General features: G+C 67.5%; 19 protein-coding genes. 17 read left to right on the top strand and 2 right to left on the bottom strand.

The window, feature by feature from the left end; genetic code table 11:
* Nucleotides 1–303: 303 nt before the first annotated feature.
* From ACWPKK_RS14230 to ACWPKK_RS14215, 4 genes are all read left to right on the top strand, one after another.
* Nucleotides 304–1,911 carry a sensor histidine kinase gene (locus tag ACWPKK_RS14230; RefSeq protein ID WP_452005147.1) on the top strand — a complete coding sequence of 536 codons (1,608 nt, stop codon included), beginning with the start codon at nt 304–306 and terminating at the stop codon, nt 1,909–1,911.
* Between the two features lie 175 nt (nt 1,912–2,086).
* Nucleotides 2,087–4,132: a serine/threonine protein kinase gene (locus ACWPKK_RS14225; RefSeq protein ID WP_452005145.1), complete on the top strand. Its 2,046-nt coding sequence runs from the start codon at nt 2,087–2,089 to the stop codon at nt 4,130–4,132.
* Between the two features lie 20 nt (nt 4,133–4,152).
* The gene (locus ACWPKK_RS14220; RefSeq protein ID WP_452005142.1) at nt 4,153–4,644 is read left to right on the top strand and encodes a hypothetical protein; all 492 of its coding nucleotides are present in this window, start codon (nt 4,153–4,155) and stop codon (nt 4,642–4,644) included.
* 54 nt (nt 4,645–4,698) lie between these two features.
* Nucleotides 4,699–4,932 carry a hypothetical protein gene (locus ACWPKK_RS14215; RefSeq protein ID WP_452005140.1) on the top strand — a complete coding sequence of 78 codons (234 nt, stop codon included), beginning with the start codon at nt 4,699–4,701 and terminating at the stop codon, nt 4,930–4,932.
* Between the two features lie 6 nt (nt 4,933–4,938).
* Here the strand turns inward: ACWPKK_RS14215 and bla are convergent, their stop codons facing one another.
* Entirely contained in the window at nt 4,939–5,826 is an 888-nt protein-coding gene (gene bla, locus ACWPKK_RS14210) for a class A beta-lactamase (protein ID WP_452005138.1), read from the bottom strand.
* A 175-nt stretch (nt 5,827–6,001) separates the two neighbouring features.
* Between bla and ACWPKK_RS14205 the strand changes: the two genes are divergently transcribed.
* The 4 genes from ACWPKK_RS14205 (at nt 6,002) to ACWPKK_RS14190 (ending at nt 11,504) form a co-directional block, all read left to right on the top strand.
* Nucleotides 6,002–6,238 (top strand): hypothetical protein, encoded by a 237-nt coding sequence (locus tag ACWPKK_RS14205; protein ID WP_452005136.1) that lies wholly within the window; start codon nt 6,002–6,004, stop codon nt 6,236–6,238.
* A gap of 545 nt (nt 6,239–6,783) precedes the next feature.
* A complete protein-coding gene (gene adhE, locus ACWPKK_RS14200) occupies nt 6,784–9,483 on the top strand; it encodes a bifunctional acetaldehyde-CoA/alcohol dehydrogenase (protein ID WP_452005134.1) in 2,700 nt (899 codons plus the stop codon).
* A 68-nt stretch (nt 9,484–9,551) separates the two neighbouring features.
* The gene (locus ACWPKK_RS14195) at nt 9,552–9,797 is read left to right on the top strand and encodes a hypothetical protein (protein WP_452005131.1); all 246 of its coding nucleotides are present in this window, start codon (nt 9,552–9,554) and stop codon (nt 9,795–9,797) included.
* A gap of 84 nt (nt 9,798–9,881) precedes the next feature.
* Complete coding sequence (locus ACWPKK_RS14190; RefSeq protein WP_452005129.1) at nt 9,882–11,504, top strand: ABC-F family ATP-binding cassette domain-containing protein; 1,623 nt, start codon at nt 9,882–9,884, stop codon at nt 11,502–11,504.
* A gap of 48 nt (nt 11,505–11,552) precedes the next feature.
* On the opposite strand, the gene ACWPKK_RS14185 is transcribed toward ACWPKK_RS14190, so the two are convergent.
* A complete protein-coding gene (locus tag ACWPKK_RS14185) occupies nt 11,553–13,244 on the bottom strand; it encodes a methyl-accepting chemotaxis protein (protein ID WP_452005126.1) in 1,692 nt (563 codons plus the stop codon).
* Between the two features lie 488 nt (nt 13,245–13,732).
* On the opposite strand from ACWPKK_RS14185, the gene ACWPKK_RS14180 reads away from it, so the two are divergent.
* The 9 genes from ACWPKK_RS14180 to ACWPKK_RS14140 all read left to right on the top strand — a co-directional run bounded on the left by ACWPKK_RS14180 (nt 13,733) and on the right by ACWPKK_RS14140 (nt 23,380).
* Nucleotides 13,733–14,602: a GntR family transcriptional regulator gene (locus tag ACWPKK_RS14180; RefSeq protein WP_452005124.1), complete on the top strand. Its 870-nt coding sequence runs from the start codon at nt 13,733–13,735 to the stop codon at nt 14,600–14,602.
* A 5-nt stretch (nt 14,603–14,607) separates the two neighbouring features.
* Nucleotides 14,608–15,852, top strand: a complete 1,245-nt coding sequence (locus ACWPKK_RS14175) for an ABC transporter substrate-binding protein (RefSeq protein WP_452005122.1) — start codon at nt 14,608–14,610, stop codon at nt 15,850–15,852.
* A 109-nt stretch (nt 15,853–15,961) separates the two neighbouring features.
* A complete protein-coding gene (locus tag ACWPKK_RS14170) occupies nt 15,962–16,834 on the top strand; it encodes a branched-chain amino acid ABC transporter permease (protein WP_310115981.1) in 873 nt (290 codons plus the stop codon).
* Entirely contained in the window at nt 16,831–17,829 is a 999-nt protein-coding gene (locus ACWPKK_RS14165; RefSeq protein WP_452005119.1) for a branched-chain amino acid ABC transporter permease, read from the top strand. Before ACWPKK_RS14170 ends, ACWPKK_RS14165 begins: the two co-directional genes overlap by 4 nt.
* Nucleotides 17,816–18,562, top strand: coding sequence for an ABC transporter ATP-binding protein (locus tag ACWPKK_RS14160; protein WP_452005117.1), 747 nt, complete (start codon nt 17,816–17,818; stop codon nt 18,560–18,562). Before ACWPKK_RS14165 ends, ACWPKK_RS14160 begins: the two co-directional genes overlap by 14 nt.
* On the top strand, nt 18,555–19,268 hold the full coding sequence (locus ACWPKK_RS14155; protein ID WP_452005114.1) for an ABC transporter ATP-binding protein: 714 nt from the start codon (nt 18,555–18,557) through the stop codon (nt 19,266–19,268). Before ACWPKK_RS14160 ends, ACWPKK_RS14155 begins: the two co-directional genes overlap by 8 nt.
* Before the next feature lie 26 nt (nt 19,269–19,294).
* Nucleotides 19,295–20,722, top strand: a complete 1,428-nt coding sequence (locus tag ACWPKK_RS14150; RefSeq protein ID WP_452005112.1) for an MmgE/PrpD family protein — start codon at nt 19,295–19,297, stop codon at nt 20,720–20,722.
* A gap of 1 nt (nt 20,723) precedes the next feature.
* Nucleotides 20,724–21,626 (top strand): isocitrate lyase/PEP mutase family protein, encoded by a 903-nt coding sequence (locus ACWPKK_RS14145; RefSeq protein ID WP_452005109.1) that lies wholly within the window; start codon nt 20,724–20,726, stop codon nt 21,624–21,626.
* Nucleotides 21,623–23,380: a hydantoinase B/oxoprolinase family protein gene (locus tag ACWPKK_RS14140; RefSeq protein ID WP_452005106.1), complete on the top strand. Its 1,758-nt coding sequence runs from the start codon at nt 21,623–21,625 to the stop codon at nt 23,378–23,380. The genes ACWPKK_RS14145 and ACWPKK_RS14140 overlap by 4 nt, the downstream gene beginning before the upstream one ends.
* Nucleotides 23,381–23,383 lie beyond the last annotated feature (3 nt).

The raw sequence follows: 23,383 nt of genomic DNA, 5'->3' as shown, positions 1-23,383 counted from the left end.
GGCCCCTCTCCCGACCGGAGAGGGGCTTTTTCTTTGTCCGCCGAGCCGGCAGGGCAATCGATTTGACCCGGATCAAAGAGAGGTTTCCGGCAGTTTTGGCATGATCCTCCGACGCTTTCGGCAAGAAGGGATTGAAACGTCCTCACCCGCCGCCGAACAGGGGGCCGAAGTCAGCAGGATCCGATACCGGGCAGTTGAGACATGAGCTTGATTTTCTCTCCTGATTCCTTCCTCAGCATGCGGTCGACACAACGGAACATCAGCTCCCATCTTCTTGGGATCGTGGTCACCGCTTTGGTTTCGATGGCGCTGATTGCCATTGGCCTGGTCACCTACAACCTGTCGAGGCAGCGCGACTTCGCCGAAGCGGAAATGTCGGTGACCGCCCGCGCCCTGTCCGTCGCCCTCGACCAGCAGTTGCTCGTCACCAGGGCCGCGCTCGAGAGCATCGGCGCGGCGGTGAGCGAAGGCGGCAATCCGGAACAGCTCCGCCGCATCTCCCGAACCGTCCAGGCGATGCATCCCAACTGGTCGTCCGTGAGCCTGCTCGATGCCGATGGCGCCACGCTGTTCACCACCGCGGCCCCCTCTGGAGCCCCGGAGTCCCAGCCGGCCGATGTCGCCAGCCAGATCGCCGAGGTGATCGGCGGCGGACATCCCCAGGTCACCGGCCTGATGTACGACCCGGTTTCGAAGACCCCCGTCGCGGCGGTCCTGGTACCGGTCCAGGGCCGGGACGGCCGGCGCTTCGCGCTGGTGGCGGAGGTCGCGGCATCCAAATGGGAAGACCTGCTGCGCAACCAGCAGATCCCTGCGGGCTGGGTGGCGGGCATCGTCGACCGGAACGGCATCGTCATCGCCCGGACCCGCGCCAGTGAGCAGTATATCGGCAAGCCCGTCCGCGACTGGATGAGAGAGGCGATCCAGTCGGCACCCGAAGGACGGTCGGAAGGCCCCGCTTTGGAGGGAGAGCTTCTGTCCCTCGCCTTCTCGCGCTCCGCGGTTTCCGGCTGGACGGTGACCTTCGCGGCACCCGCCGCCTTCTTCGAGGAGCCGCTGCGCCGGTCGCTGTGGACCGGCATGGCGATCTGCGGCCTCGCACTCGGTGCCGCATCGCTGCTGGTCCTGCACTATGCCCGGCGGTTGTCCCGCTCCGTCGTCGGGCTGGCGCGGATGGCGGAAGCGATGCAGACGCCGGGCGCCACCCTGCCGCCGCCGCCGCCCGCCGACATGGAGGAATTGACTTCCGTCTATGACAGCATGAGGCAGGCGACCGACCAGCTGCGCAAAGCGGACGAACAACGGATGACCTCGATGCGCGAACTTCAGCATCGGGTGAAGAACGACCTGCAAGCGATCATGGCCCTGCTCGCGCTGGAAAGCCGGCAGAGCAAGAGCGACGAGACCCAACGCATCCTGAAGGAGTTGGAAGGCCGCATCGAAGCGCTCCGGCTCGTCCACAGCCGCCTGTACGAGGCCAAGCTGATCGGCCGGATCGAGTTGGGCGGGTATCTGCGCGAGCTGTGCGGAAACTCCGTCGCCCTGTATGGGCGCGGCCATGCCGTGGGCATCCGCTTCGAAGCGGCGGTCGACGAAATCCATGTCGACCACGACACCGCCGTCTCGCTCGGCCTGATCGCCAACGAGTTCATCACCAACAGCGCAAAGCATGCCTTCCCCGGCCGGGCCGGGACCATCAGCCTCGACCTTGCCGTGCCCGAACCGGGCGAAGTCCGCCTGCGGCTGTCGGACAACGGGGTCGGGCTGCCGCCGAACCGGACCCGGTCGTCCGGCATGCGGCTGATCTCGATGCTGGCCGGACAGGTGGGGGCGAAGCCGGAATGGGGCGCGGGGGCCGGCACCTTCCTGCGGCTTTCCTTCCGCGTCGAGGAGGAACGGGCGGCGGCGTGACGCGGAACCTCCGCCGCGGCCTCCCGGGGAGAGGTGCCGGTGGGGGCTCCCGGCGGGGGTTTTCCTGTCCGGGCCAATCCGATAGTGTTACGCACGCGCACGTTAAGGGTTTGTTTGCCCTTTTCACGCCACCTAAGGCCTGCGCACATTCGCACGCCCCGGGGATCCGCCGTCCATGCCTTCCAACGCCCAGACTGGAACGATGGGAACCGCCGCGGCAGCGATGGGCAATGCCGAACCGGTCAAGCTCGCAGAACGCTACGAGATACAGCCCGGCGCGCCGATACCCCTGCTGAATGCCGTCGGCGGCAACGCCTTCACCGCCAAGGCTTTGCGCGAGAAGCGGATCGAGCCCTTCGCGATCATCTGCCATGCCGCGATGCTGCCGCGGATGGACATCTGCTCCACGGTGGGCAGCCTCGACAACGCAACCCACATGCGGCTGCTCGATTGGGGTTTGGTGGACTGGCCGCAGGACCGCGGCCGGCGCTATTGCCTGGTGTTCGAACGGCCGGGCGGCAAGCGGCTGATGGGGTCGCTGACCGACACGCTGGACCCGATGCCGGAAGACCAGCTGACCCGGCAGATCATTCACCCACTGGTGTCGGCGCTGAAGGAGTTGTCGAGCCGCGGCGTGATCCACGGTGCGATCCGCCCGACCAACCTGTTCTACCGCGATCTCGCGGGTGGCGGGCTGATGCTGGGCGACTGCGTGTCCACGCAGCCCGGCTATGGCCAGCCGGTTCTGCTGGAGACGATCGAGCGCGGCATGGCCAACCCGGCCGGCCGCGGCACCGGCACCATCGCCGACGACCTCTATTCGCTGGGCGTCACCCTGCTAATCCTGGCGCTGGGCCGCAACCCGTTGGCCGGTTTGGACGACGACGCCGTCCTGCAGGCGAAGATGGAGCGGGGGTCCTACCCGGCCCTGGTCCAGCAGCTCCGGCTGCCGCTGGCGATCAACGAGGTGGTGCGCGGCCTGCTGGTGGACGATCCGAAGCAGCGCTGGACCCTGAATGACCTCGACCTGTGGGTGGCCGGCCGCCGCCTCAGCCCGAAACAGCCGCAGATCTCCCGTCGCGCCGCCCGGCCGCTGGAATTCCAGGGGGCGGAGTACTGGCACTGCCGCACGCTGGCCCGCGCCTTCGCCCGCCACGCCCCGGCCGCCGCCAGCGTCATCGAAAGCGGGGAACTGGACAAGTGGCTGCGCCGGTCGATGGGCGACGAGGTGCGGGCGGAGGCGGTCGGCAACGCCATCCAGACCGCGTCCAGCGGCAAGGGCGGCAGCCAGGGCGACCGGCTGGTGGCGCGCGTCTGCATCGCGCTGGACCCGACCGCCCCCATCCGCTACCGCGGCCGGGCGATGATGCCGGACGGCATCGCCACCATGCTGGCCGAGGCCTTCATGCGCGGCGAATCCCCACAGGCGGTGGCGGAGGTGATCGCCAACCAGCTGCCGATGTTCTGGGTCAACGTCCAGACGGACTTCAAGCCGGAATTCGTGCCGCTGGTGCAGACCTTCGACCAGCTGCGCGGCTTCCTCGACCGCTCGTCCCACGGGCTGGGGGTGGAGCGCGTGCTGTACGAGATGAACCCGACCATGCCCTGCATGAGCGCCCTGGTCGCCAAGCAGCTGCCGACGACGCCGGCCGAACTGCTGCGGGCGCTGGACTGGATCGCCGCCGGGGGCGAGCGGCACAAGGACCCCATCGACCGGCAGGTCGCCGCTTTCCTCGGTGCCCGCAACAAGCGCGGCGACGAACTGCTGTTCACCCAGCTCGGCAGCGGGGTGGAGCCGATGCGGCGCGTCATCGCCATGCTGACCATCCTGTCCGACATCCAGGCCCGCACCGGGGTGGACGGGCTGACGCATCTGGCTTCCTGGGTGGTGGCGCTGCTGGATCCCGCCTTTCGCCGCTTCCACAACCGGCCGCAGCAGCAGGAGGTGCGCAAGATGGCCGACGCCGCCGCGCACAACGGGCGGCTGACCGAACTGCTGAAGGTGGTCGACGACCCCGAGGCGCTGCGGCGCGACCGGCTGGAATTCGAAGCGGCGCAGATCGCCTATCGCGAGGCGGATGCGGAGATGGACAAGATCCGCCACACCATCGCCGACCGCAACGCCATCATCGAGACGTCGGGCCGGCAGGTCGCCGCCATCGTGTCCAGCCTGCTGTCGACCGTGCTGGTCGCCGGCATCATCCTGTTCTTCGCCTTCTGACCGGATAACGGGGGATCGCCATGGCGCGCAAGAAAAAGAAGAAGGGCGGCGCCCTCACGCTGATCCTGCTGATCATCCCGGCGGCGCTGATCGTGCTGCCGACCACCATCCTGTTCGGGGTGGGGATGATCCCGACCATCGTCGCCTATGTCGTCGACCGCGATCCCGACAAATCGGCGCCGATCACCGTCGGCGGGCTGAATTTCTGCGGCTGCATGCCCTTCGCCATCGATCTGTGGAAGCACCAGCACACCATCGGCGCCGCCGCGAAGATCTTCGCCGACCCGCTGGCCTGGCTGGTGATGTACACAGCCGCCGCCGTCGGCTGGGGTCTCTACTACGGCATCCCGCCGCTGGTCGCCGGCATGGAGGTCACCCGCGCCGAAAAGCGGGTGGAGGTGCTGAAGCAGAAGAAGGTGGCGCTGGTCCAGGAATGGGGGCCGGACGTCGCCGGCGATTACTTCGACGAGTCCGGCGGCATGGAGCCGGGCGCCGAAATGGAAGGCGCGTGAGCGAACCCGCCCCCTGCGACAGGCCCTGCTTGCAACCAGGGCCGGCGGCGGGGCATGATCGGCGGTACGGACCGCGTGGTCGGCCGAGGGGTCGGGATGTTCAGCGTCAGCCAGGATGAAGCCGCCGCCATTCAGAAGGCGTTTCACGAAAGCGGCGAATGGGCGGCGGTCGTCGAGTTGCGGCGACATTTCCCCATTCAGGACAATGTGAACGCCCTGAACGCCGTACGTGCCATCGTACGGTGGGCCCGGCCGCCGCATGCGGCTCCCGCAGATACACCCGTCTGAGCAGCGTCAGCCGACGCTGGCCGCCACCGCCCGCGCCACTTCGGCGTGGATGGAATCGTGCTGCTTGAAGTCCTTCGCCGTCTGGGTCAGGTAGCTGGCGACCAGCAGCGGCGCGCGGTTCTCCGGCCAGAGGATGGCGATGTCGTTGGCCGTGCCGTTGGTGCCGGTCCCGGTCTTGTCGCCGACGCGCCAGCCGGCCGGCAGCCCGGCGCGCAGCCGCTTGTCGCCGGTCTTGTTGGCGATCATCCAATCGGCCAGCTGCCGGCGGGAGTCCGGGCGCAGCACCTCGCCGACCAGCAGCCGTTCCATGCTGCGCACCATGGCGGCCGGCGTGGTGGTGTCGCGCGGATCGCCGGGAATGGCGGTGTTCAGCGTCGGTTCGTTGCGGTCCAGGCGGGTGGTCTTGTCGCCGATTCCCCGCAGGAAGGCGGTGAGGCCGGCCGGGTTGCCGACACCCGGCAGCAGCAGGTTGGCCGCCACATTGTCGCTGAGCGTCATCGTCGCTTCACACAGTTCCGCCACCGTCGGCGGCATGCCGTTCAGCCGGGTTTCCGCGAAGGGCGCATAGGGCACCAGATCGGCCGATGTCACCGGAATCCGGCGGTCCAGCCGCTCCTTGCCCTGGTCCACCGCCTTCAGCACGGCAGCAGCCAATAGAAATTTGAAGGTGCTGCACATCGGGAACCGCTCGTCCACGCGCCAGCCCTGCAGCCGGCCCGTTCCGGTGTCGAGCATCGCGACGCCCAGCCGTCCGCCGGTCCGTCCCTCCAGCGCCGACAGGCGCTCTGCCAGCCCATCGGCCGCGGAGTCCTTGACTTTCGCCGCCTGCGCCGCAGTTGCAGCAAACAGCAGCGCCCCGCCCGTCGCCGCCAGGAAACCCCGTCTTCCGATCATTGCGACCTCCATCCTTGCCGTTGCGATGGCCGGACGATAGAAAGCCGGCGCCACGCGAACAAACGAGGTTTCCTCGCGGAAGCCACAAATAAAACTAATGGCAGAAGAGCTTCCCCGGTCCGCCGCCGCCATGGCACCCTATGGACCGCCAGCGTTGGGCGAAGGGAGCAGGCGGATGCCGTTGCGTCAGGACATGGAGACCGGCCGGTTCGAGGCACGGGCCGAGGATGGCACCGTCCATTCGGTCGTCGAGGTCACCAGCTACATCCAGATGGTCACCTTCCGCGGTCCCGCCGGCTGGGTGCCGGACGGGAAAAGTTATCGCCTGGACGGCGGTGAGGCGGTGGAGGAGACGGCGGACGGCGGGTTCCGCGTCGCCGCGACTGGGCTGGCGCTCCGCCGGATCGGCTGAGGACCGGCGGTCTCACTCCGCGGCCGGGGCCATGGCGGTCCGCCTGATATTCTGGATGACGAAGCCGCTGCAGGGCTGCGGCGGACAGGCAGGACAGCGCTCCCCGCCCGAGACATGGTCGCAAGCCGGACTTCGCCGCAGGCGTTCGAAGGTCCTGACCGGCGTTGCTGTTCCACACCTGCTCTCAACGGCCGTGGGGTGGATGTCGCCAACACGGCTCAGCTCCGACAACCAATCACTCCCACTGATCTTCTTCACCTTATCGAGACGGCGAAGCGTTTCCTGCCACACTGCCCCCGACATATATTTTATGTAGTTAAACTACATTGTGGAGTTTGGAGAATTTTTGAAATTAGTTCTTCCAACTGGCAAGCAACCGCTCCACCAAATGATCCAGATCAATCATTTTGGCAAGTGGTATGACCACTCTTGCGAACCGATCAGGGAGGATGTAGGTTTCCTACATACCGCAGGGAACCGCGACATAGCAGGTTCCGGGCCCGTTTGCCGGCCGCATGGCGACACCCGACGGGAGACGCCCGATCATGGTTACGACTGTCAAATCCCTCTCCGACCTGAACGCCCTGATATCCCGCGTGAAGGCGGCGCAAGCGCGCTTCGCCGAGTATCCGCAGGAGAAGGTGGACCTGATCTTCCGCAGCGCGGCGTTGGCCGCCGCCGACGCCCGCATCCCGCTCGCCAAGATGGCGGTGGCGGAGACCGGCATGGGCGTGATGGAGGACAAGGTCATCAAGAACCACTTCGCCGCCGAATACATCTACAACAAGTACAAGGACGACAAGACCTGCGGCGTCCTCGCGGAAGACCATGACGCCGGCATCCTCACCATCGCCGAACCGGTCGGCCTGATCTGCGGCATCGTCCCCACCACCAACCCGACCTCCACCGCCATCTTCAAGGCGCTGATCGCGCTGAAGACCCGCAACGGACTGGTCCTCTCCCCCCATCCCCGCGCCCGCAAATCGACCTGCGAGGCCGCCCGCCTGGTGCTCGCCGCCGCGGTCGAGGCCGGTGCGCCCGAGGACATCATCGGCTGGATCGACGAGCCCTCGCTGGAGCTCTCCAACGCCGTCATGCACCATCCCGACATCAACCTGATCCTCGCCACCGGCGGGCCGGGCATGGTCAAGGCGGCATACTCGTCCGGCAAGCCCGCCATCGGCGTCGGCGCCGGCAACACCCCGGCCGTCATCGACGAGTTCGCCGACATCAAGCGCGCCGTCGCCTCCATCCTGATGTCCAAGACTTTCGACAACGGCGTGGTCTGCGCGTCCGAACAGTCGGCTGTGGTGGTCGATGCCGTCTATGACGCCGTGCGCGACCGCTTCGCCCATCATGGCGGCTACATCCTGTCGGCCCGCGAGGCCGACGCCGTGCGCAAGGTCCTGCTGGTCGACGGCCACCTGAATGCCGACATCGTCGGCCAGCCCGCCCACGCCATCGCCGCCATGGCCGGCCTCACCGTCCCCCACGCCACCAAGGTGCTGATCGCCGAGGTCACGGACGTCGACGACGCCGAGCCCTTCGCCCACGAGAAGCTCTCCCCCACCCTGGCGCTCTACCGCGCCAAGGACTTCGCCGAGGCCTGCGACAAGGCGGCCGCCCTGGTGGCGCTGGGCGGCATCGGCCACACCTCGGCGCTCTACACCGACCAGGACCAGCAGGCCGAGCGCATCCGCCATTTCGGCGACAAGATGAAGACCGCCCGCATCCTGATCAACACGCCGTCGTCCCATGGCGGCATCGGCGACCTCTACAACTTCCGCCTTGCCCCGTCGCTGACGCTGGGCTGCGGGTCGTGGGGCGGCAACTCGATCTCCGAGAATGTCGGGCCGCAGCACCTGATCAACAAGAAGACGGTGGCGAAGAGGGCGGAGAACATGCTGTGGCACAAGCTGCCCAAGTCGATCTACTTCCGCCGCGGCTGCCTGCCGTTTGCGCTTGAGGAGCTGCGCGGCAAGAAGCGCTGCCTGATCGTCACCGACCGCTTCCTGTTCGAGAACGGCCATGTCGCCGAGAGCGTCCGCGTCCTGAAGTCGCTGGGTCTGGAGGTCGAGACCTTCTTCGAGGTCAGCGCCGACCCGACGCTGGCGGTGGTGCGCAAGGGCGTGGCCCTGGCGAATGCCTTCCAGCCCGACGTGATCCTGGCGCTGGGCGGCGGCTCGCCGATGGATGCGGCCAAGATCATCTGGGTGATGTACGAGGCGCCGGAGGTTGCCTTCGAGGATCTGGCGCTGCGCTTCATGGACATCCGCAAGCGCATCTACACCTTCCCCAAGCTGGGGATGAAGGCGCAGTTGGTGGCGGTGCCGACCACCTCGGGCACCGGGTCGGAGGTGACGCCCTTCGCGGTGGTGACCGACGAACGCACCGGCACGAAGTACCCGATCGCCGACTATGAGCTGACGCCGACGCTGGCGATCATCGACGCCAACCTCGTCATGGACATGCCCAAGGGTCTGACCGCGGCGGGCGGCATCGACGCGGTGACCCACGCGCTGGAGGCCTATGTCTCGGTGGTGGCGAACGAGTATTCGGACGGGCAGGCCCTGCAGGCGCTGAAGCTTCTGAAGGAGAACCTACCGTCGGCCTACCGCAACGGGTCGAAGGACCCCAAGGCGCGGGAGCTGGTGCACAACGCCGCCACGCTGGCCGGCATCGCCTTTGCCAACGCCTTCCTAGGCGTCTGCCATTCGATGGCGCACAAGCTGGGGGCGGAGTTCCACCTGCCGCACGGCATCGCCAACGCCCTGCTGATCGCCAACGTGATCCGCTACAACGCGGCGGACATCCCGACCAAGCAGACGGCGTTCAGCCAGTATGACCGGCCCAAGGGCGTGGCGCGCTATGCGCAGATCGCCCGGCATCTGGAGTTGGGCGGCAGCCGCGACCATGAGCGGGTGGAGAAGCTGATCGGCTGGGTCGAGGAGATGAAGCAGGCCTTGGAGATCCCGGCCTCGATCCAGGCGGCGGGGGTGCCGGAGGCGGCGTTCCTGGCGCGGGTCGATGCGATCGCCGAAGCCGCCTTCGACGACCAGTGCACCGGCGCCAACCCGCGCTATCCGCTGGTCGCCGAGATCAAGCAGCTGCTCATCGACAGCTACTACGGCCGCGCCTATGCCGAGCCGTCCGCCCAGGATGCCGCTCCCGCGCAGGCCCAGGCACAGACGAAGCCCGCCGCGCGCAAGGACGCCGCCCGCAAGGAAGCGGCGCTCGCCAAGTAACCTGCGGCAGGGGGTCTGCCATGCCGCAAGCCCCCTGCCCTTTTCAATTCCATCCAAGGACCAAAGCCATGAGCAAAGCGATCATGTGGGCCGAAACCGATGCCCGCGGCTTCCAGACCGAATGCCTGTTCAACGAAGACAACCGCAGCTACGAAGTGCTGGTCTGCGCCCGGGCCATGGGCGTCGACCGGGCGGAGAGCTTCCCGGTGATCGAGGACCCCGGCCTGGGCATGAGCGCCGACGACCTGCACCGCTCGATCCGGCTGGCCGACCGCCTCGTGTCGGAGGTCGAACGCTCGCTGGGCGACTACTGAGCGTCCCTGCAGCGATCAGGACTCTGTTGCGGCGCACATCCTGTGGCATAAGGGGCCAACCACGCCACGGGATTTCAGCCGGACATGATTCGTTTCGATAACGTCAGCAAGCAGAATGGTCACCGCATTCTTTTCCTGGAGGCCTCTGCGGCACTGAACCGGGGTGAAAAGATCGGCCTCGTCGGTCCCAACGGTGCGGGCAAGACCACCCTGTTCCGCATGATCACCGGCGAGGAGCAGCCGGACGGCGGTCAGGTCGCCATCGAGAAGCAGGTCAGCATCGGTTATTTCAACCAGGATGTCGGCGAGATGTCCGGCCGCAGCGCGGTAGCCGAGGTCATGGACGGCGCCGGCCCGGTCAGCGTCGTCGCGGCCGAACTGGCCGAACTGGAAGCGGCCATGGCCGATCCTACCCGTGCCGACGAGATGGACGCCATCATCGAACGCTACGGCGAGGTGCAGGCGCGCTTCGACGAGTTGGGCGGCTACGAGCTGGAGGGCAAGGCGCGGGAAGTGCTGGCCGGCCTCAGCTTCAGCCAGGAGATGATGGACGGCGATGTCGGCGGCCTGTCCGGCGGCTGGAAGATGCGCGTGGCGCTCGCCCGCATCCTGCTGATGCGGCCCGACGCCATGCTGCTGGACGAGCCGAGCAACCACCTGGACATCGAAAGCCTGATCTGGCTGGAAGGCTTCCTGAAGGGTTATGAGGGCGCCCTGCTGATGACCTCGCACGACCGCGAGTTCATGAACCGGATCGTCACCAAGATCATCGAGATCGACGGCGGAACGCTGACCAGCTATTCCGGTGACTACACCTTCTACGAAAAGCAGCGGGCGCTGAAGGAGAAGCAGCAGGAGGCGCAGTTCGAACGGCAGCAGGCCATGCTGGCGAAGGAACTGAAGTTCATCGAGCGCTTCAAGGCCCGCGCCTCGCATGCCTCCCAGGTGCAGAGCCGGGTGAAGAAGCTGGACAAGATCGAACGCTTCGAGCCGCCCAAGCGCCGTCAGGTCGTGACCTTCGACTTCCCGCCTGCCCCGCGCTCCGGCGACGACGTCGCGGTTCTGAAGAACGTGCACAAAGGCTATGGCAGCCGGGCGATCTACCAGGGGTTCGACCTGACCATCCGCCGCAAGGAGCGCTGGTGCGTCATGGGCGTCAACGGCGCAGGCAAATCCACCCTGCTGAAGCTGATCGCCGGCGCGACCGAGCCCGACGCCGGCACCGTCACCGTCGGCGGCAGCGTCAAGATGGGCTACTTCTCCCAGCACGCCATGGAACTGCTGGACGGCGACCAGACCATCTTCGAATCGCTGGAGGCGCATTTCCCGCAGGCGAGCCAGGGGTCGCTGCGGGCGCTGGCCGGCTGCTTCGGTTTCTCCGGCGACGATGTGGAAAAGAAGTGCCGCGTGCTGTCGGGCGGCGAGAAGGCCCGGCTGGTGATGGCGATCATGCTGTTCAACCCGCCGAACTTCCTGGTGCTGGACGAGCCGACCAACCACCTGGACCTCGACACCAAGCAGATGCTGATCGCGGCACTGGGCGCGTATGAGGGCACGATGCTGTTCGTCTCGCACGACCGGCATTTCCTGGCCGCGCTGTCCAACCGGGTGCTGGAACTGACGCCCGACGGCATCCACCAGTATGGCGGCGGCTACACCGAGTATGTGGCGAGCACCGGACAGGAAGCGCCGGGCCTGCACAGCTGATCGGCAAGCAACGGGGAGCGCCGGACTGCGGCGCTCCCGGACCCCGCCTCACGCCGCCTTGATCGACGCCAGGAACTGCTCCACCTCGTGGCGCAGGGTTTCGGCCTGCCGGGCCAGTTCGCCGGCGGCCGACTGGACCTGACCGGCGGCGCTGCCGGTCTCGCCCGCGGTCTGCGTCACCTGGGTGATGTTGACGGAGACCTCCTGCGTGCCGACCGCGGCCTGCTGCACATTGCGGGAAATTTCGTTGGTCGCCGCACCCTGCTCCTCGATCGCCGCCGCGATGGCGGTGGAGATGTCGTTGATGCTGGTGATGGTCCCGCTGATCCCGCCGATGGCGGCGACGGCGCCGGATGTCGCGGACTGAATGCCGGCGATCTGGCTGGCGATTTCGTCGGTCGCCTTTGCGGTCTGGGCGGCAAGCGACTTCACCTCCCCGGCGACGACGGCGAAGCCCTTGCCGGCCTCACCGGCCCGCGCCGCCTCGATGGTGGCGTTCAGCGCCAGCAGGTTGGTCTGGCTGGCGATGTTGGTGATGAGATTCACGACGTCGCCGATGCGCTGGGCGGCATCGGCCAGTCCGCGCACCGTGTCGTTGGTCCGCGACGCCTCTTCCACCGCCTGCCCCGCGATGCGGGTGGAGTTGGTGACCTGCTGGCTGATCTCGCGGATCGAACTGCTCATCTCCTCCGTCGCGGTGGCGACGGTCTGCACGTTGGCGCTGGTCTGCTCGGCCGCCGCCGCGACGGTGCCGGCCTGGACGTTGGTCTGCTGTGCCATCGCCACCATGCTCTGGGCCGTCGCGTCCAGTTCGGACGCGGCCGACGACACGGTGCGCAGGGCGGAGGCGGCAACCCGGTCGAAGTCGGAAATCAGATGCTCGATCCGCTCGGTCCGGCGCTGCTTGGCGGCCTGCTCCGCCGCCTGCTCGGCCGCCATCCGGTCCGCCTGAACCAGCCCGTCCTTGAACACCTGGACCGCCCGCGCCATGGCGCCGAGTTCGTCGCCCCGCCCGGAGCCGGTCACCTCGACCGACAGGTCGCGGGCGGCAAGCCGGCTCATCGTGCCGGTGATGACCTGGATCGGCCGCGACACCGTGGCGATGATCATCCAGGCGGCGCCAAGGCAGACCGCCATGACGACGCCGAGCGCAACGACGATGAGGATTCTGCTGCTCAGGTAGACCTGTTCGCCACGGGTCGCCGCCTCGGCTCCGTTCCTGGTGTTGAACTCCGTCAGTTCGTCCAGCAGCTTCTTGGCGGACCGGTAGGCCACACGGGAGTCGCCGCGATACAGCACCGCCGCCTCGCTGTTCCGGTTGTCGCGTGACGCGGGCAAAAGCTTCTGCTGGCTGATGGACAGGTAGCTGTCCCAGAGCATGATGAATTTTCGGTAGTTCTCCGTCTCCCACCCCGGCGTCAGGAGCGCGGCATAGGCCTGCTTTGCCCTCTCCAGATCGTTCAGCACGACCTGCATCGTGTCTTCCTCGACCTTCAATTCCTGGGGCGTTTCGGAGGCGATATGGGCTCCTTCGAGAATCCGGTAGAAATCGAAAGCCGCACGCAATTCGCCGATGGATTTGACACTGGGCAGCCAATTGTCCCGAACCTCCGCTGCCTCATCGTTTACTTCGGAGAGCCTTTCGATTGAGAAAACACCGAGGACGAGCGTGAACAGCATGACCAAGGCGAAGCTGATCAGCGACTTCGTCCGGATGGTGGTGTCAGTGACCCATGACATTCGCATTTCCCTCCCTGCTGCGCCCATGCATGGGCCGGCGACTGAAATCTCCTACTTCAGTACTCAAGAGATATCATGGCGAGATGAACGGACTATCTGAGGGAAACCCTGACACTTCTCGAATGCATAAACCACGCATTCAGAAATTAATTAATGACCCCTTCGGCATATCATTTCTCTCGAAAAGAGACTTTGTATCAGTCGGTTCAAGATTGCGCCGATCCGTAGTTTTATTACCACTATGGTCACACCCTATTACACATCACGCCCGACCGAACCACCATTGGCCTCGAATTTCTCCACTCCACACGCGTCTTGCATGCGCCGGGAACCGGGTCGATCCCTCTGCCGCTCGTCCCACGGACCGTTCAGACCCCGAACATCGCTGTTGACCAAACCTGTATTATGGATCATACAGGTTCCTGTCTGATGAAGAGACAGGAAGCGGGTTCCAGCGACTTTTCCAACGACGGGGGAGGCGGAGCACTGTGAAGGCGGCGGTCGAACCCCTGAAGGCGCGCAGGATCTATCTGCTGCTGCGCGACCGCATCGTCGCCGGCGAACTGCCGCCGGGTGCGCGCCTGCCGGGCGAGCCGGCGCTGGCGGCCGAACATGCCGTGTCGCGGGTCACCGTGCGCCGTGCGCTCGATCTGCTGGAAAAGGAAGGGCTGGTGCAGCGCAAGCCCGGCTCCGGCACTTTCGTGCACGACACGCGCACCGTCCGCCCGATCGTCGCCGACCTGTCCAACGTGCTGTCGCACCTGATCGACATGGGGCGCAGCACCGACGTGAGGCTGCTGTCCTTCGGCTATGTCGTGCCGTCCGAAGCGATCGCCGCGAGCCTGGGGCTGCAGCCGGGGGAGCGGGTCCAGCGGTCGGTGCGCGTGCGCCTGATCGATGGGGAGCCCTTCTCCTACCTGACCACCCATGTGCCGGAATGGATCGGCCTGACCTATTCGGAGGCGGAACTGGCGGCGCGCCCGCTGCTGGAGCTGATCGAACGGTCGGGCGTGGAAACCGACCGGGCGACCCAGGCGATCAACGCCACGCTGGCCGGGCCGGACGCCGCTGCGGCGCTGGATCTGGAGATCGGATCGCCGCTGCTGACGCTGACCCGCATCGTCTACGAGCCGTCGGGCCGCGGCGTCGAGCATCTGCATGCGCAGTACCGGCCCGACCGCTACAGCTTCCACATGGACCTCGTGCGCACCGGCAACGACGGCGAACGGCGCTGGAGCCCCGCGCTGGGCCGGCCGCGCAGCAGCGACAAGACCAAGACCGACAAGACCAAGACCGACAAAGGCAAATCGGGCGAAAAGCCCACCCGCACGCCGCGGGTCACCAAACAGAGGAGTTGAGCGTTATGGGACGTTCGGTTCAGGACCCCGCCCTTTGCGGAATTTCCCGCCGCACCGTGCTGAAGGCCGGTGCCGTAGCCGCGACCTTCGTCGCTGTGCCGGTGGCCGCCCCGTCGATCCTGCGGGCGCAAACCCCGGCGGTGAAGATCGGCATCCTCCAGCCGGTGACCGGCGCGCTCGCCCATGACGGCGACCTCGGCCGTCTGGGCGCCGAGATCGCGATCAACGAGATCAACGCCGCCGGCGGCATCAAGTCGCTGGGCGGCGCCAAGATCGAGATGGTGTTCGGCGACGCCCGCTCCACGCCCGAAGCCGGCACGCAGGAAGTCGAGCGGATGCAGGCCGAAGGCGTATCGGCCATCGTCGGCGGCTTCGCCAGCCCGATCTGCCTCGCCGCCTCGCAGGCGGCGGCGCGCTACGACCTGCCCTATCTGGTCGATGTCGGCGTGTCGGACCAGATCATGGCGCGCGGCCTGACCAACACCTTCCGCTTCAGCCCCGGCTTCGGCAAGGTCACGCAGGTGGCGCTCGACAACCTGACCGCCATCAATGAGCGGGCGGGCAAGCCGGCCAAGACCGTCGTGCTGGTGCATGAGGACGGGCTGTTCGGCTCCGGCCTCGCCAAGCTGCTGCAGACGGAACTGCCCAAGCGCGGCTTCGAGATCCTGGAGACCATCGCCCATCCGACGCCGGCGCGCGACATGTCCAACGTGGCGCTGCGCATCCGCTCGCTGAACCCGGATCTGGTGATCCCGTCAAACTACTACGGCGAGTTCGTGCTGCTCGCCCGCACCATGCAGCAGCAGCGCATCAAGCCGAAGGGCGTCTATGCGATCCTGGGCGGCGCGGCGTCGAACGGACGCTTCGTCAAGGAATTCCCGCAGGCTGCCCAGAACGTCATCGACTGCAACCACTGGCACGATCCGAAGAATCCGAAGGCGCTGGCCCTGCGCAAGGCGGTGGAGGACCAGGGCAAATCCTTCGCCTACAATGTGCCGCTGAACTATTCGAACCTTCTGCTGCTGGCCGACGCCATCGAGCGCGCCGCCTCCACCGACCGCAAGAAGATCATCGAGGCGCTGAACGCCTCCAGCTTCGCCGGCCACATCATGCCCTACGGACCGACGAAGTTCGTGAACGGCCAGAACGAGGGCGCCACCCCGATCAACACCCAGATTCAGGGCAGCGACATCAAGGTGATCTTCCCCGAGGCGTTCGCCGAGGCGAAGGCCAACTTCCCGGCGGCCTGATCTCTTTTTCCGCCGTCGCATCTCCGCAGTCCCCTCGCCCGTCCCGGGCTGGCCGCGAACCGGCCGTCCGGACGGGCGAGGGGGTCATTCCTCTCATGCGCGGGCTGCCATGTATTCACCTCAGATCATCCTGGAAGCGGCGCTGAACGGTCTGATGACCGGTGCGGTCTATGCGCTGATCGCACTCGGCCTGACGCTGATCTACGGCGTGCTCCACATCATCAACTTCGCCCATGGCGCGCTGCTGACCTGCGCGATGTTCGCGGTCTGGGGCGCCTGGGCCGGGCTGGGGATCGACCCCTATCTGGTCATCCTGCCGCTGGTGCCGCTGATGTTCGCGCTCGGCTACGGCCTGCAGCGCTTCGTCGTCGGGCCGGCCAGCCATGGCGACGACGGCAACATCCTGCTGGTCACGCTGGGCCTGTCCATCGTGCTGGAGAATGTGCTGCTGGCGCTGTTCCAGTCGGACACCCGCACGCTCGACACCGATTATTCCTTCCAGGTGGTGGCGCTGGGGCCGCTGCTTCTGTCCTACCCGCGGGTGATCGGGCTGGGGATGGCGGTGGTGGTGACCGGGCTCTTGTGGCTGGTGCTGAACCGCACCGACACCGGCAAGGCGATCCGCGCCGTCGCCAAGGAAAAGCTGGGCGCCAATCTGGTCGGCATCGACGTGCCGCACATCTATGCCGTCACCTTCGGCCTGGGCTGCGCCTGTCTTGCCGTGGCGGCGGGGCTGCTGATGCCGACCTTCTACGTCAACCCGCGCATTGGCGGCGCCTTCGTGCTGGTCGCCTTCACCGTGGTGGTGCTGGGCGGCATGGGCTCCATTCCCGGCGCGCTGCTGGGCGGACTGTTCATCGGCGTGGTGGAGAGCCTGTGCGGCCTGTTCCTGGGCGACAGCCTGGGCCAGATCGGCATCTTCCTGATCTTCATCGCCGTGCTGCTGGTGCGGCCGACCGGACTGTTCGGAGCCAAGGCATGACCGCGCGCGACCTGATTCCGATCGCCGTCCTGACCATCCTGGCGGCCCTGCTGCCGCTGGTGGTGACGTCCAGCACGGTGCTGAACTTCCTGGTCTTCACGCTGATCGTGTCGCTGGGCGCGCAGGGCTGGAACATCCTGGGCGGCTTCGGCGGCCAGTTCAGCTTCGGCCATGCCGCCTTCTTCGGCACCGGCGCCTATGTGACGGCGATCCTGCAACTGCGCTACGGAGTCAACGCCTGGGCCAGTCTGGCGCTGGCGACGGCGGCCGGGTCGGCGGTCGGCTGGGTCATCGGCTTCCTCAGCTTCCGCTCAGGCCTGCGCGGCTCCTACTTCGCGCTGGTGACGCTGGCCTTCGCCGAGGTGTTCCGCATCCTCGCCAACGCCGCCTCCTTCACCGGCGGTGCGGCGGGCCTGCTGATCAAGTTGGACGTGCGGCCGGCCAACCTGCAGTTCGACGACCGCGCCGTCTTCTACTGGCTGGTGCTGGCCTTCGTTGCGGCGGTGCTGCTGCTGACGCGCTGGATCCAGCGCTCGCGCTTCGGGGCGCAGCTGGTGGCGGTGCGCGAGAACGAGGATGCCGCCAAGGCGCTGGGCGTGGATTCCCTGAAGGTGAAGCTGCGCGCCATCGCCCTGTCGGGCGGCGTCACGGCGCTGTCCGGCTGCCTCTATGCCCAATACTTCCTCTACATCGACGCCAACATCGCCTATGGCAGCTGGATTTCGGTGGAGCTTCTGCTGGCCCCGATCATCGGCGGCGTCGGCACCGTCTTCGGCCCTGTGGTGGGGGCGCTGACCCTGCACGGGCTGGGCGAGGTCGCCAAGCAGTTCGCCGGCCGCATTCCCGGCATCGACCTGATCGTCTTCGGCGGCGTGCTGGTGCTGGCCGTGGCCTTCGCCCGCGGCGGCATCCTGGGCCTGCTGGAGCGGCTGCGCGACCGCGGCCGGGGGATGGTGACCCGTGGCACCAAGGAGGTTTCCCATGCTGGCCGTTGACGGCGTTTCCAAGCGTTTCGGCGGGCTGATGGCGGTGGACAGCGCGACGCTGTCGCTGGAGCCCGGCGGCATCATCGGACTGATCGGGCCGAACGGCGCCGGCAAGACCACGCTGTTCTCGATGATCTCCGGCTTCATCGCCCCGACCGACGGCCGCATCCGCTTCGAGGGCACCGACATCACCGCCGAGGAGCCGCATCGGCGGGCGGAGCGCGGCATCGGTCGCACCTTCCAGATCGTCCAGCCCTTCGCCGGGCTGACGGTGTGCGAGAACATTGCGGTCGGCGCCTATCTGCGCCACGCCAGGCGAGCCGACGCCACCGCCAAGGCGCGCGAGGTGGCGCGCCGCGTCGGGCTGGGCGCCGAACTGGACCGGCCGGCCGGCGGACTGACGGTGGCCGGGCGCAAGCGGCTGGAGCTGGCCCGCGCGCTCGCCACCGAACCCAAGCTGCTGCTGCTGGACGAGGTGCTGGCCGGCCTGAACCCGTCGGAGATCCGCGACATCATCCCGGTGATCCGGGGCATCCGCGACGAAGGGGTGACGATCCTGATGATCGAACACGTCATGCAGGCGGTGATGAACCTGTGCGAGCGCGTCTATGTGCTGGCCCAGGGCCGCATGATCGCCGAGGGGCCGCCCGCCGCCGTCTGCGCCGACGCCCGCGTGATCGAGGCCTATCTCGGCCACGGCGCCGCCGCCCGCCTGAAGGCGGAGGGGGCGGCCCATGGCTGAGCAGCTTCTGGAAATCAACGGCCTTAAGACCGGCTATGGCGCGACCGAGGTTCTGCGCGGCATCGACATGGCCGTGCATGCCGGCGAGATCGTCACGGTTCTGGGCTCCAACGGCGTCGGCAAGACGACGCTGAACAAGGTGCTGTCGGGCGTGCTGCCGCCCTGGACCGGCGAGATCCGCTTCGGCGGCCAGCGCATCGACGGCAAGTCCGCCGCGCGCATCGTGGAGGAGGGGCTGATCCAGGTGCCGGAAGGCCGCAAGATCTTCCCCAACCTGTCGATCCGCGAGAATCTGGAACTCGGCAGCTACCGCCGCGGCAAGCCGAACCGGGCACGGAACCTTGAGCGCATCTTCGCGACATTCCCCCGGCTGAAGGAGCGCGAGGCCCAGTTCGCCGGTACCCTGTCCGGCGGCGAGCAGCAGATGCTGGCCATCGGCCGCGGCATGATGGCGGAGCCGCTTCTGCTGATCCTCGACGAGCCGTCGCTCGGCCTCTCGCCCCTGGTGGTGGAGGAGATGTTCGGGCTGATCCGCAAGCTGAATGGCGACGGGCTGGCGATCCTGCTGGTCGAGCAGAACGTCGTCCAGTCGCTGGAGGTCGCCCGCCGGGCCTACATCCTTGAAAACGGCGTCTTCGCGCTGTCGGGACCGTCCGACGAGATCGCGCGCGACCCCGAACTGAAACGCACCTATCTCGGCCTGTAACGGGCCGTCCGCCTGGGAGCGGTGACATGACAAGCCTGTCCTTCGACGTGAAGCCGGCGAGCGAGTTGCTCGCCGCCGCCCGCCCGTCCTGGCTCGACCGTTGGGGCACCTTCGCCGCCGGCCTGACCTTCGCCGAGCTGCCGGCCCCGGTGGTGGAGCGGGCGAAGCTGGTGCTGCTCGACTGCATCGGTGTGATCGCCGCCGGCATGCAGGAACCGGAATGCCGCGCGATGGTGGGCCGGATGGTTGAGACCGCCGGTTCGGGAAATTGCCCGGCCATCGGTTCGGGCCATGGCTTCCCCGCCGGTTCGGCCGCCTTCCTCAACGGCCTCGCCGGGACGATGCTGGAGCTGGACGAGGGCAACCAGTATGCCCGTGGCCATCCGGGCATCCATGTGCTGCCGGCGGCGCTGGCTGCTGGTCCGCGGCTGAAATCCTCCGGCGCCGACCTGCTGACGGCGCTGGCGCTGGGCTACGAGATCGGCTCGCGCATCGGCATCGCCGCCAAGCTGCTGGTCACCACCCATCCGCACGGCACCTGGGGCACGGCGGGGGCGGCGCTGGCGGTGGCGCATCTGAACCGCGCCGACGCAGCGGCGATGATCGAGACGATCAACATCGCCTCCACCCTCGGCCTCGCCACCAGCCGGCGAACGATGCTGGAGGGTGGCACCGTGCGCAACGCCTATGCCGGCGTGTCGAACCAGCTGGGCCTGACCGCCTGGGATCTGGCGGCCAGCGGCATCATCGGCGAGACCGATGGGGTGGGCAGCGTGTTCGGCGGCGTCATCGCCCGCGATTTCCGGCCGGAGCTGATGGTGGACGAGCTGGGCGAGCGCTGGGAGATCGCCCGTAACTACTTCAAGCGCCACGCCGCCTGCCGCTACACCCACGGCGCACTGGATGCGCTGGGCGACATCGTGGCCCAGGCCGGCGGGCGGATCGCCCCGGAACAGGTCGCGGCCATCGAGGTCGATACCTATGTCTGGGCCGCCCAGCTGAACGGGCCGGAGCCGAAGAACATGCTGGCCGCGAAATTCTCGCTGCCCTTCGCGCTGGCGACCTTCCTCGCCAATGGGGCGGCGACGCCCGACGCCTTCCGCGACGAGGCCCGGCAGGCGACTGCGACCCGCGACCTCGCCCGCCGGGTGACGGTCCGCGAGGACACGGAGCTGACCGCCCGCCTTCCCGGCCTGCGCCCGGCCCGTGTCCGCCTTACACTCGCCGACGGCCGCAGCTTCGCGGCGGAGGCGCTGACCAACAAGGGCGACACCGAAGACCCCTACAGCCCCGACGAGGTGCGGGCGAAGTTCGCCGAACTCGCCGGGCCGGTCTGGGGCGCCAAGCACGCCGCCGCCATTGCCGACTGCGTCGAAACCATCGACCGCGCGGCCGATCTTTCAACCCTGACCCGGCTTCTGTCGGCGCCCGCCGCCGCCGGGGGGAGCGTCTGAGATGACCATGCCCGACCTCAGCTTCAAACAGCGGCTCTCCGAGAACCGCGTCGTGCTGGCCCCCGGCGTCTATGACGCCTTCACCGCCTCGATGGCGGCGCGGGCGGGATTCGAGGCGCTCTACCTCTCCGGCGCCGCTATCGCCTATACCCGGCTGGGCCGGCCCGACATCGGGCTGGTATCGGTCAGCGAGGTGGCGGACACCATCGCCCTGGTGCGCGACCGGGTGCCGACGCCGCTGATCGTCGATGCCGACACTGGATACGGCAACGCGCTCAACGTACAGCGCACCGTGCGCATGTTCGAACGGGCCGGCGCCACCGCGCTGCAGTTGGAGGACCAGAGCTTCCCCAAGCGCTGCGGCCACCTGACCGACAAGGCAGTGATCCCCGCGGGCGAGATGGCCGGCAAGATCAAGGCGGCGGTCGATGCCCGCACCAGCGAAGGCACGCTGATCATCGCCCGCACCGATGCGGTGGCGGTGGAAGGCGTTTCGGCCGCTCTCGACCGCGCCCGGCTCTATGTCGAGGCCGGTGCCGACGTGCTGTTCGTCGAGGCGCCCAAGAGCCGCGAGCAGCTGTCCGCCATCGCCACCGACCTGGGCGGCATCCGCCCGCTGCTGGCCAACATGGTGGAGGGCGGACAGACGCCGATCAGTTCCGCGACGGAGTTGGGCGAGCTGGGCTACCGGCTGGTGATCTTCCCGGGCGGCATCGTGCGCGCGCTCGCCCGGCAGGCGCAGGACTATTACGGCTCGCTGGCACAGCATGGCACCACCCAGCCCTTCCGCGACCGCATGTTCGATTTCAACGCACTGAACGACCTGATCGGCACGCCGGAGATGCTGGCGCTCGGCGAAACCTACAAGGACTTCACACCCGCCAAGCGGGAGGACGCAGCATGACCATGAAGACCGCCGCCAAAACCACCGCAATCGACCCCGTCACGCTGGCCGTCCTGAAGGGCCGGCTGGAGCAGATCGCCGACGAGATGGACGCGACGCTCTATCGCTCCGCCTTCAACCCGATCATCGCCGAGGCGCGCGACGCCTGCCACGGCCTCTACCACGCGGAAACCGGCGCCACGCTGGTGCAGGGCACCAACGGCCTGCCGATCTTCGTCGGCGCCATGGCCTTCGCGGTCAAGGCGGTGATCGACAAGGTGGCTCGGGAAGGCGACCTTCATCCTGACGACATCTTCCTGTTCAACGACCCCTATGACGGCGGCACCCATCTGAACGACTTCCGTCTGGTGCGGCCGATCTTCCGCAATGGCCGGCTGTTCTGCTGGATGGCGTCGGTCGGCCACTGGCTCGACATCGGCGGCAATGTGCCTGGCAACTTCAACGCCCGCGCCACCGACAGCTTCCAGGAAGGCGTGCGCATCCCGCCGGTGAAGCTGGTCAAGGCCGGCGCGATGAACCACGACCTGCTGGCGATCCTCGCCGCCAATTCCCGCGTTCCGGTGTCGAACTACGGCGACCTGAACGGGCAGCTCAACGCGCTCGATCTCGGCGTGCGCCGCCTTTCGGAACTGCTGGACGAACATGGCGAGGAGACGGTCGCCGCCGCCTTCGACGCCTTCACCGCGCGGGCCGACGCGCTGATGCGCAGCGCCATCGGCAAACTGCCGGACGGCGTCTACAGCTTCGAGGATTACCTCGACAATGACGGCATCACGGCGGACCGGCTTCTGATCGCGCTGGACCTGACCATCGCCGGCGACCGGATGACGCTGGACTTCTCGCGCTCGTCCGCCCCCTGCGCCGGTCCGCTGAACATCGCCTATTCCACAGCGGTCGCCTGCTGCTACGTCGCGCTGAAGCATGTCTTCACCGACGTGCCGGCCAATGCCGGCTGCCTCAACCCGATCACCTTCGTCATCCCGGAAAGCACCCTGCTGGCGGTCAAGCCGCCGAAGCCGGTCGGCGGCTATACGGAAACCATCCTGCGCGTCATCGGCGTGGTGTTCGGCGCGCTCGCCCTGGCCGATCCGGCCCGCGCCACCGCAGCGCCCTTCGGCACCATCAACGCCCTGTCGCTGGCCGGCCATCGCAAGGACGGCTCGCGCTGGGTGATGTTCTCCTTCTTCGGCGGCGGCCTGGGCGGCAATCCGGAGACGGACGGGCTGAACCACGCCAACAACCCAATCTCCACCGCCACCATCCCGCCGGTGGAAATCCTCGAAGCGGCCTATCCGGTGATGTTCACCCAATGGGCTCTGCGCCCGGACTCCGCCGGGGCCGGCCTGCATCGTGGCGGGCTGGGTGCGGTCTACGAGATCGAGGCGCTGACCGATGCCGAAGCCTTCCTGCTGGGCGAGCGCGGCGTCTTCGCGCCCTTCGGCGTGGCCGGCGGCACTCCTGCGGCGCTGAACCGCTTCACCTGGCAGAGCGACGAGGGCGAAAAGTCGCCGCCGCTCGCCTCCAAGGTCACCGACGTTAAGATCCGCGACGGCCAGCGCGTGCGGCTGGAGACGCCGGGCGGCGGCGGCTGGGGTGACCCGAAGCGGCGCGATGCGGAGGCCGTCGCCCGCGACGTGCGGCTCGGCTACCTCGGCCGAGAGGCTGCGCGTAGCGCCTATGGCGTGGCGCTGACCGACGACGGCGCGCTGGACATCGCCGCCACCGCGACCTTGCGCGAATCCCCCGCCGCCTGACGA

Source organism: Azospirillum largimobile (assembly GCF_977007025.2).
The sequence above is the reverse complement of the archived record's forward strand: the minus strand, read 5'-3'. Positions and strand labels throughout refer to the sequence as shown.

Bases quoted from the DNA above. Each gene is read 5' to 3' on its own strand.
- ACWPKK_RS14230 (WP_452005147.1), top strand. From the start codon at position 304: ATGGCGCTGATTGCCATTGGCCTGGTCACCTACAACCTGTCGAGGCAG.
- ACWPKK_RS14225 (WP_452005145.1), top strand. From the start codon at position 2,087: ATGCCTTCCAACGCCCAGACTGGAACGATGGGAACCGCCGCGGCAGCG.
- ACWPKK_RS14220 (WP_452005142.1), top strand. From the start codon at position 4,153: ATGGCGCGCAAGAAAAAGAAGAAGGGCGGCGCCCTCACGCTGATCCTG.
- ACWPKK_RS14215 (WP_452005140.1), top strand. From the start codon at position 4,699: ATGATCGGCGGTACGGACCGCGTGGTCGGCCGAGGGGTCGGGATGTTC.
- bla (WP_452005138.1), bottom strand. From the start codon at position 5,826: ATGATCGGAAGACGGGGTTTCCTGGCGGCGACGGGCGGGGCGCTGCTG.
- ACWPKK_RS14205 (WP_452005136.1), top strand. From the start codon at position 6,002: ATGCCGTTGCGTCAGGACATGGAGACCGGCCGGTTCGAGGCACGGGCC.
- adhE (WP_452005134.1), top strand. From the start codon at position 6,784: ATGGTTACGACTGTCAAATCCCTCTCCGACCTGAACGCCCTGATATCC.
- ACWPKK_RS14195 (WP_452005131.1), top strand. From the start codon at position 9,552: ATGAGCAAAGCGATCATGTGGGCCGAAACCGATGCCCGCGGCTTCCAG.
- ACWPKK_RS14190 (WP_452005129.1), top strand. From the start codon at position 9,882: ATGATTCGTTTCGATAACGTCAGCAAGCAGAATGGTCACCGCATTCTT.
- ACWPKK_RS14185 (WP_452005126.1), bottom strand. From the start codon at position 13,244: ATGTCATGGGTCACTGACACCACCATCCGGACGAAGTCGCTGATCAGC.
- ACWPKK_RS14175 (WP_452005122.1), top strand. From the start codon at position 14,608: ATGGGACGTTCGGTTCAGGACCCCGCCCTTTGCGGAATTTCCCGCCGC.
- ACWPKK_RS14170 (WP_310115981.1), top strand. From the start codon at position 15,962: ATGTATTCACCTCAGATCATCCTGGAAGCGGCGCTGAACGGTCTGATG.
- ACWPKK_RS14165 (WP_452005119.1), top strand. From the start codon at position 16,831: ATGACCGCGCGCGACCTGATTCCGATCGCCGTCCTGACCATCCTGGCG.
- ACWPKK_RS14160 (WP_452005117.1), top strand. From the start codon at position 17,816: ATGCTGGCCGTTGACGGCGTTTCCAAGCGTTTCGGCGGGCTGATGGCG.
- ACWPKK_RS14155 (WP_452005114.1), top strand. From the start codon at position 18,555: ATGGCTGAGCAGCTTCTGGAAATCAACGGCCTTAAGACCGGCTATGGC.
- ACWPKK_RS14150 (WP_452005112.1), top strand. From the start codon at position 19,295: ATGACAAGCCTGTCCTTCGACGTGAAGCCGGCGAGCGAGTTGCTCGCC.
- ACWPKK_RS14145 (WP_452005109.1), top strand. From the start codon at position 20,724: ATGACCATGCCCGACCTCAGCTTCAAACAGCGGCTCTCCGAGAACCGC.
- ACWPKK_RS14140 (WP_452005106.1), top strand. From the start codon at position 21,623: ATGACCATGAAGACCGCCGCCAAAACCACCGCAATCGACCCCGTCACG.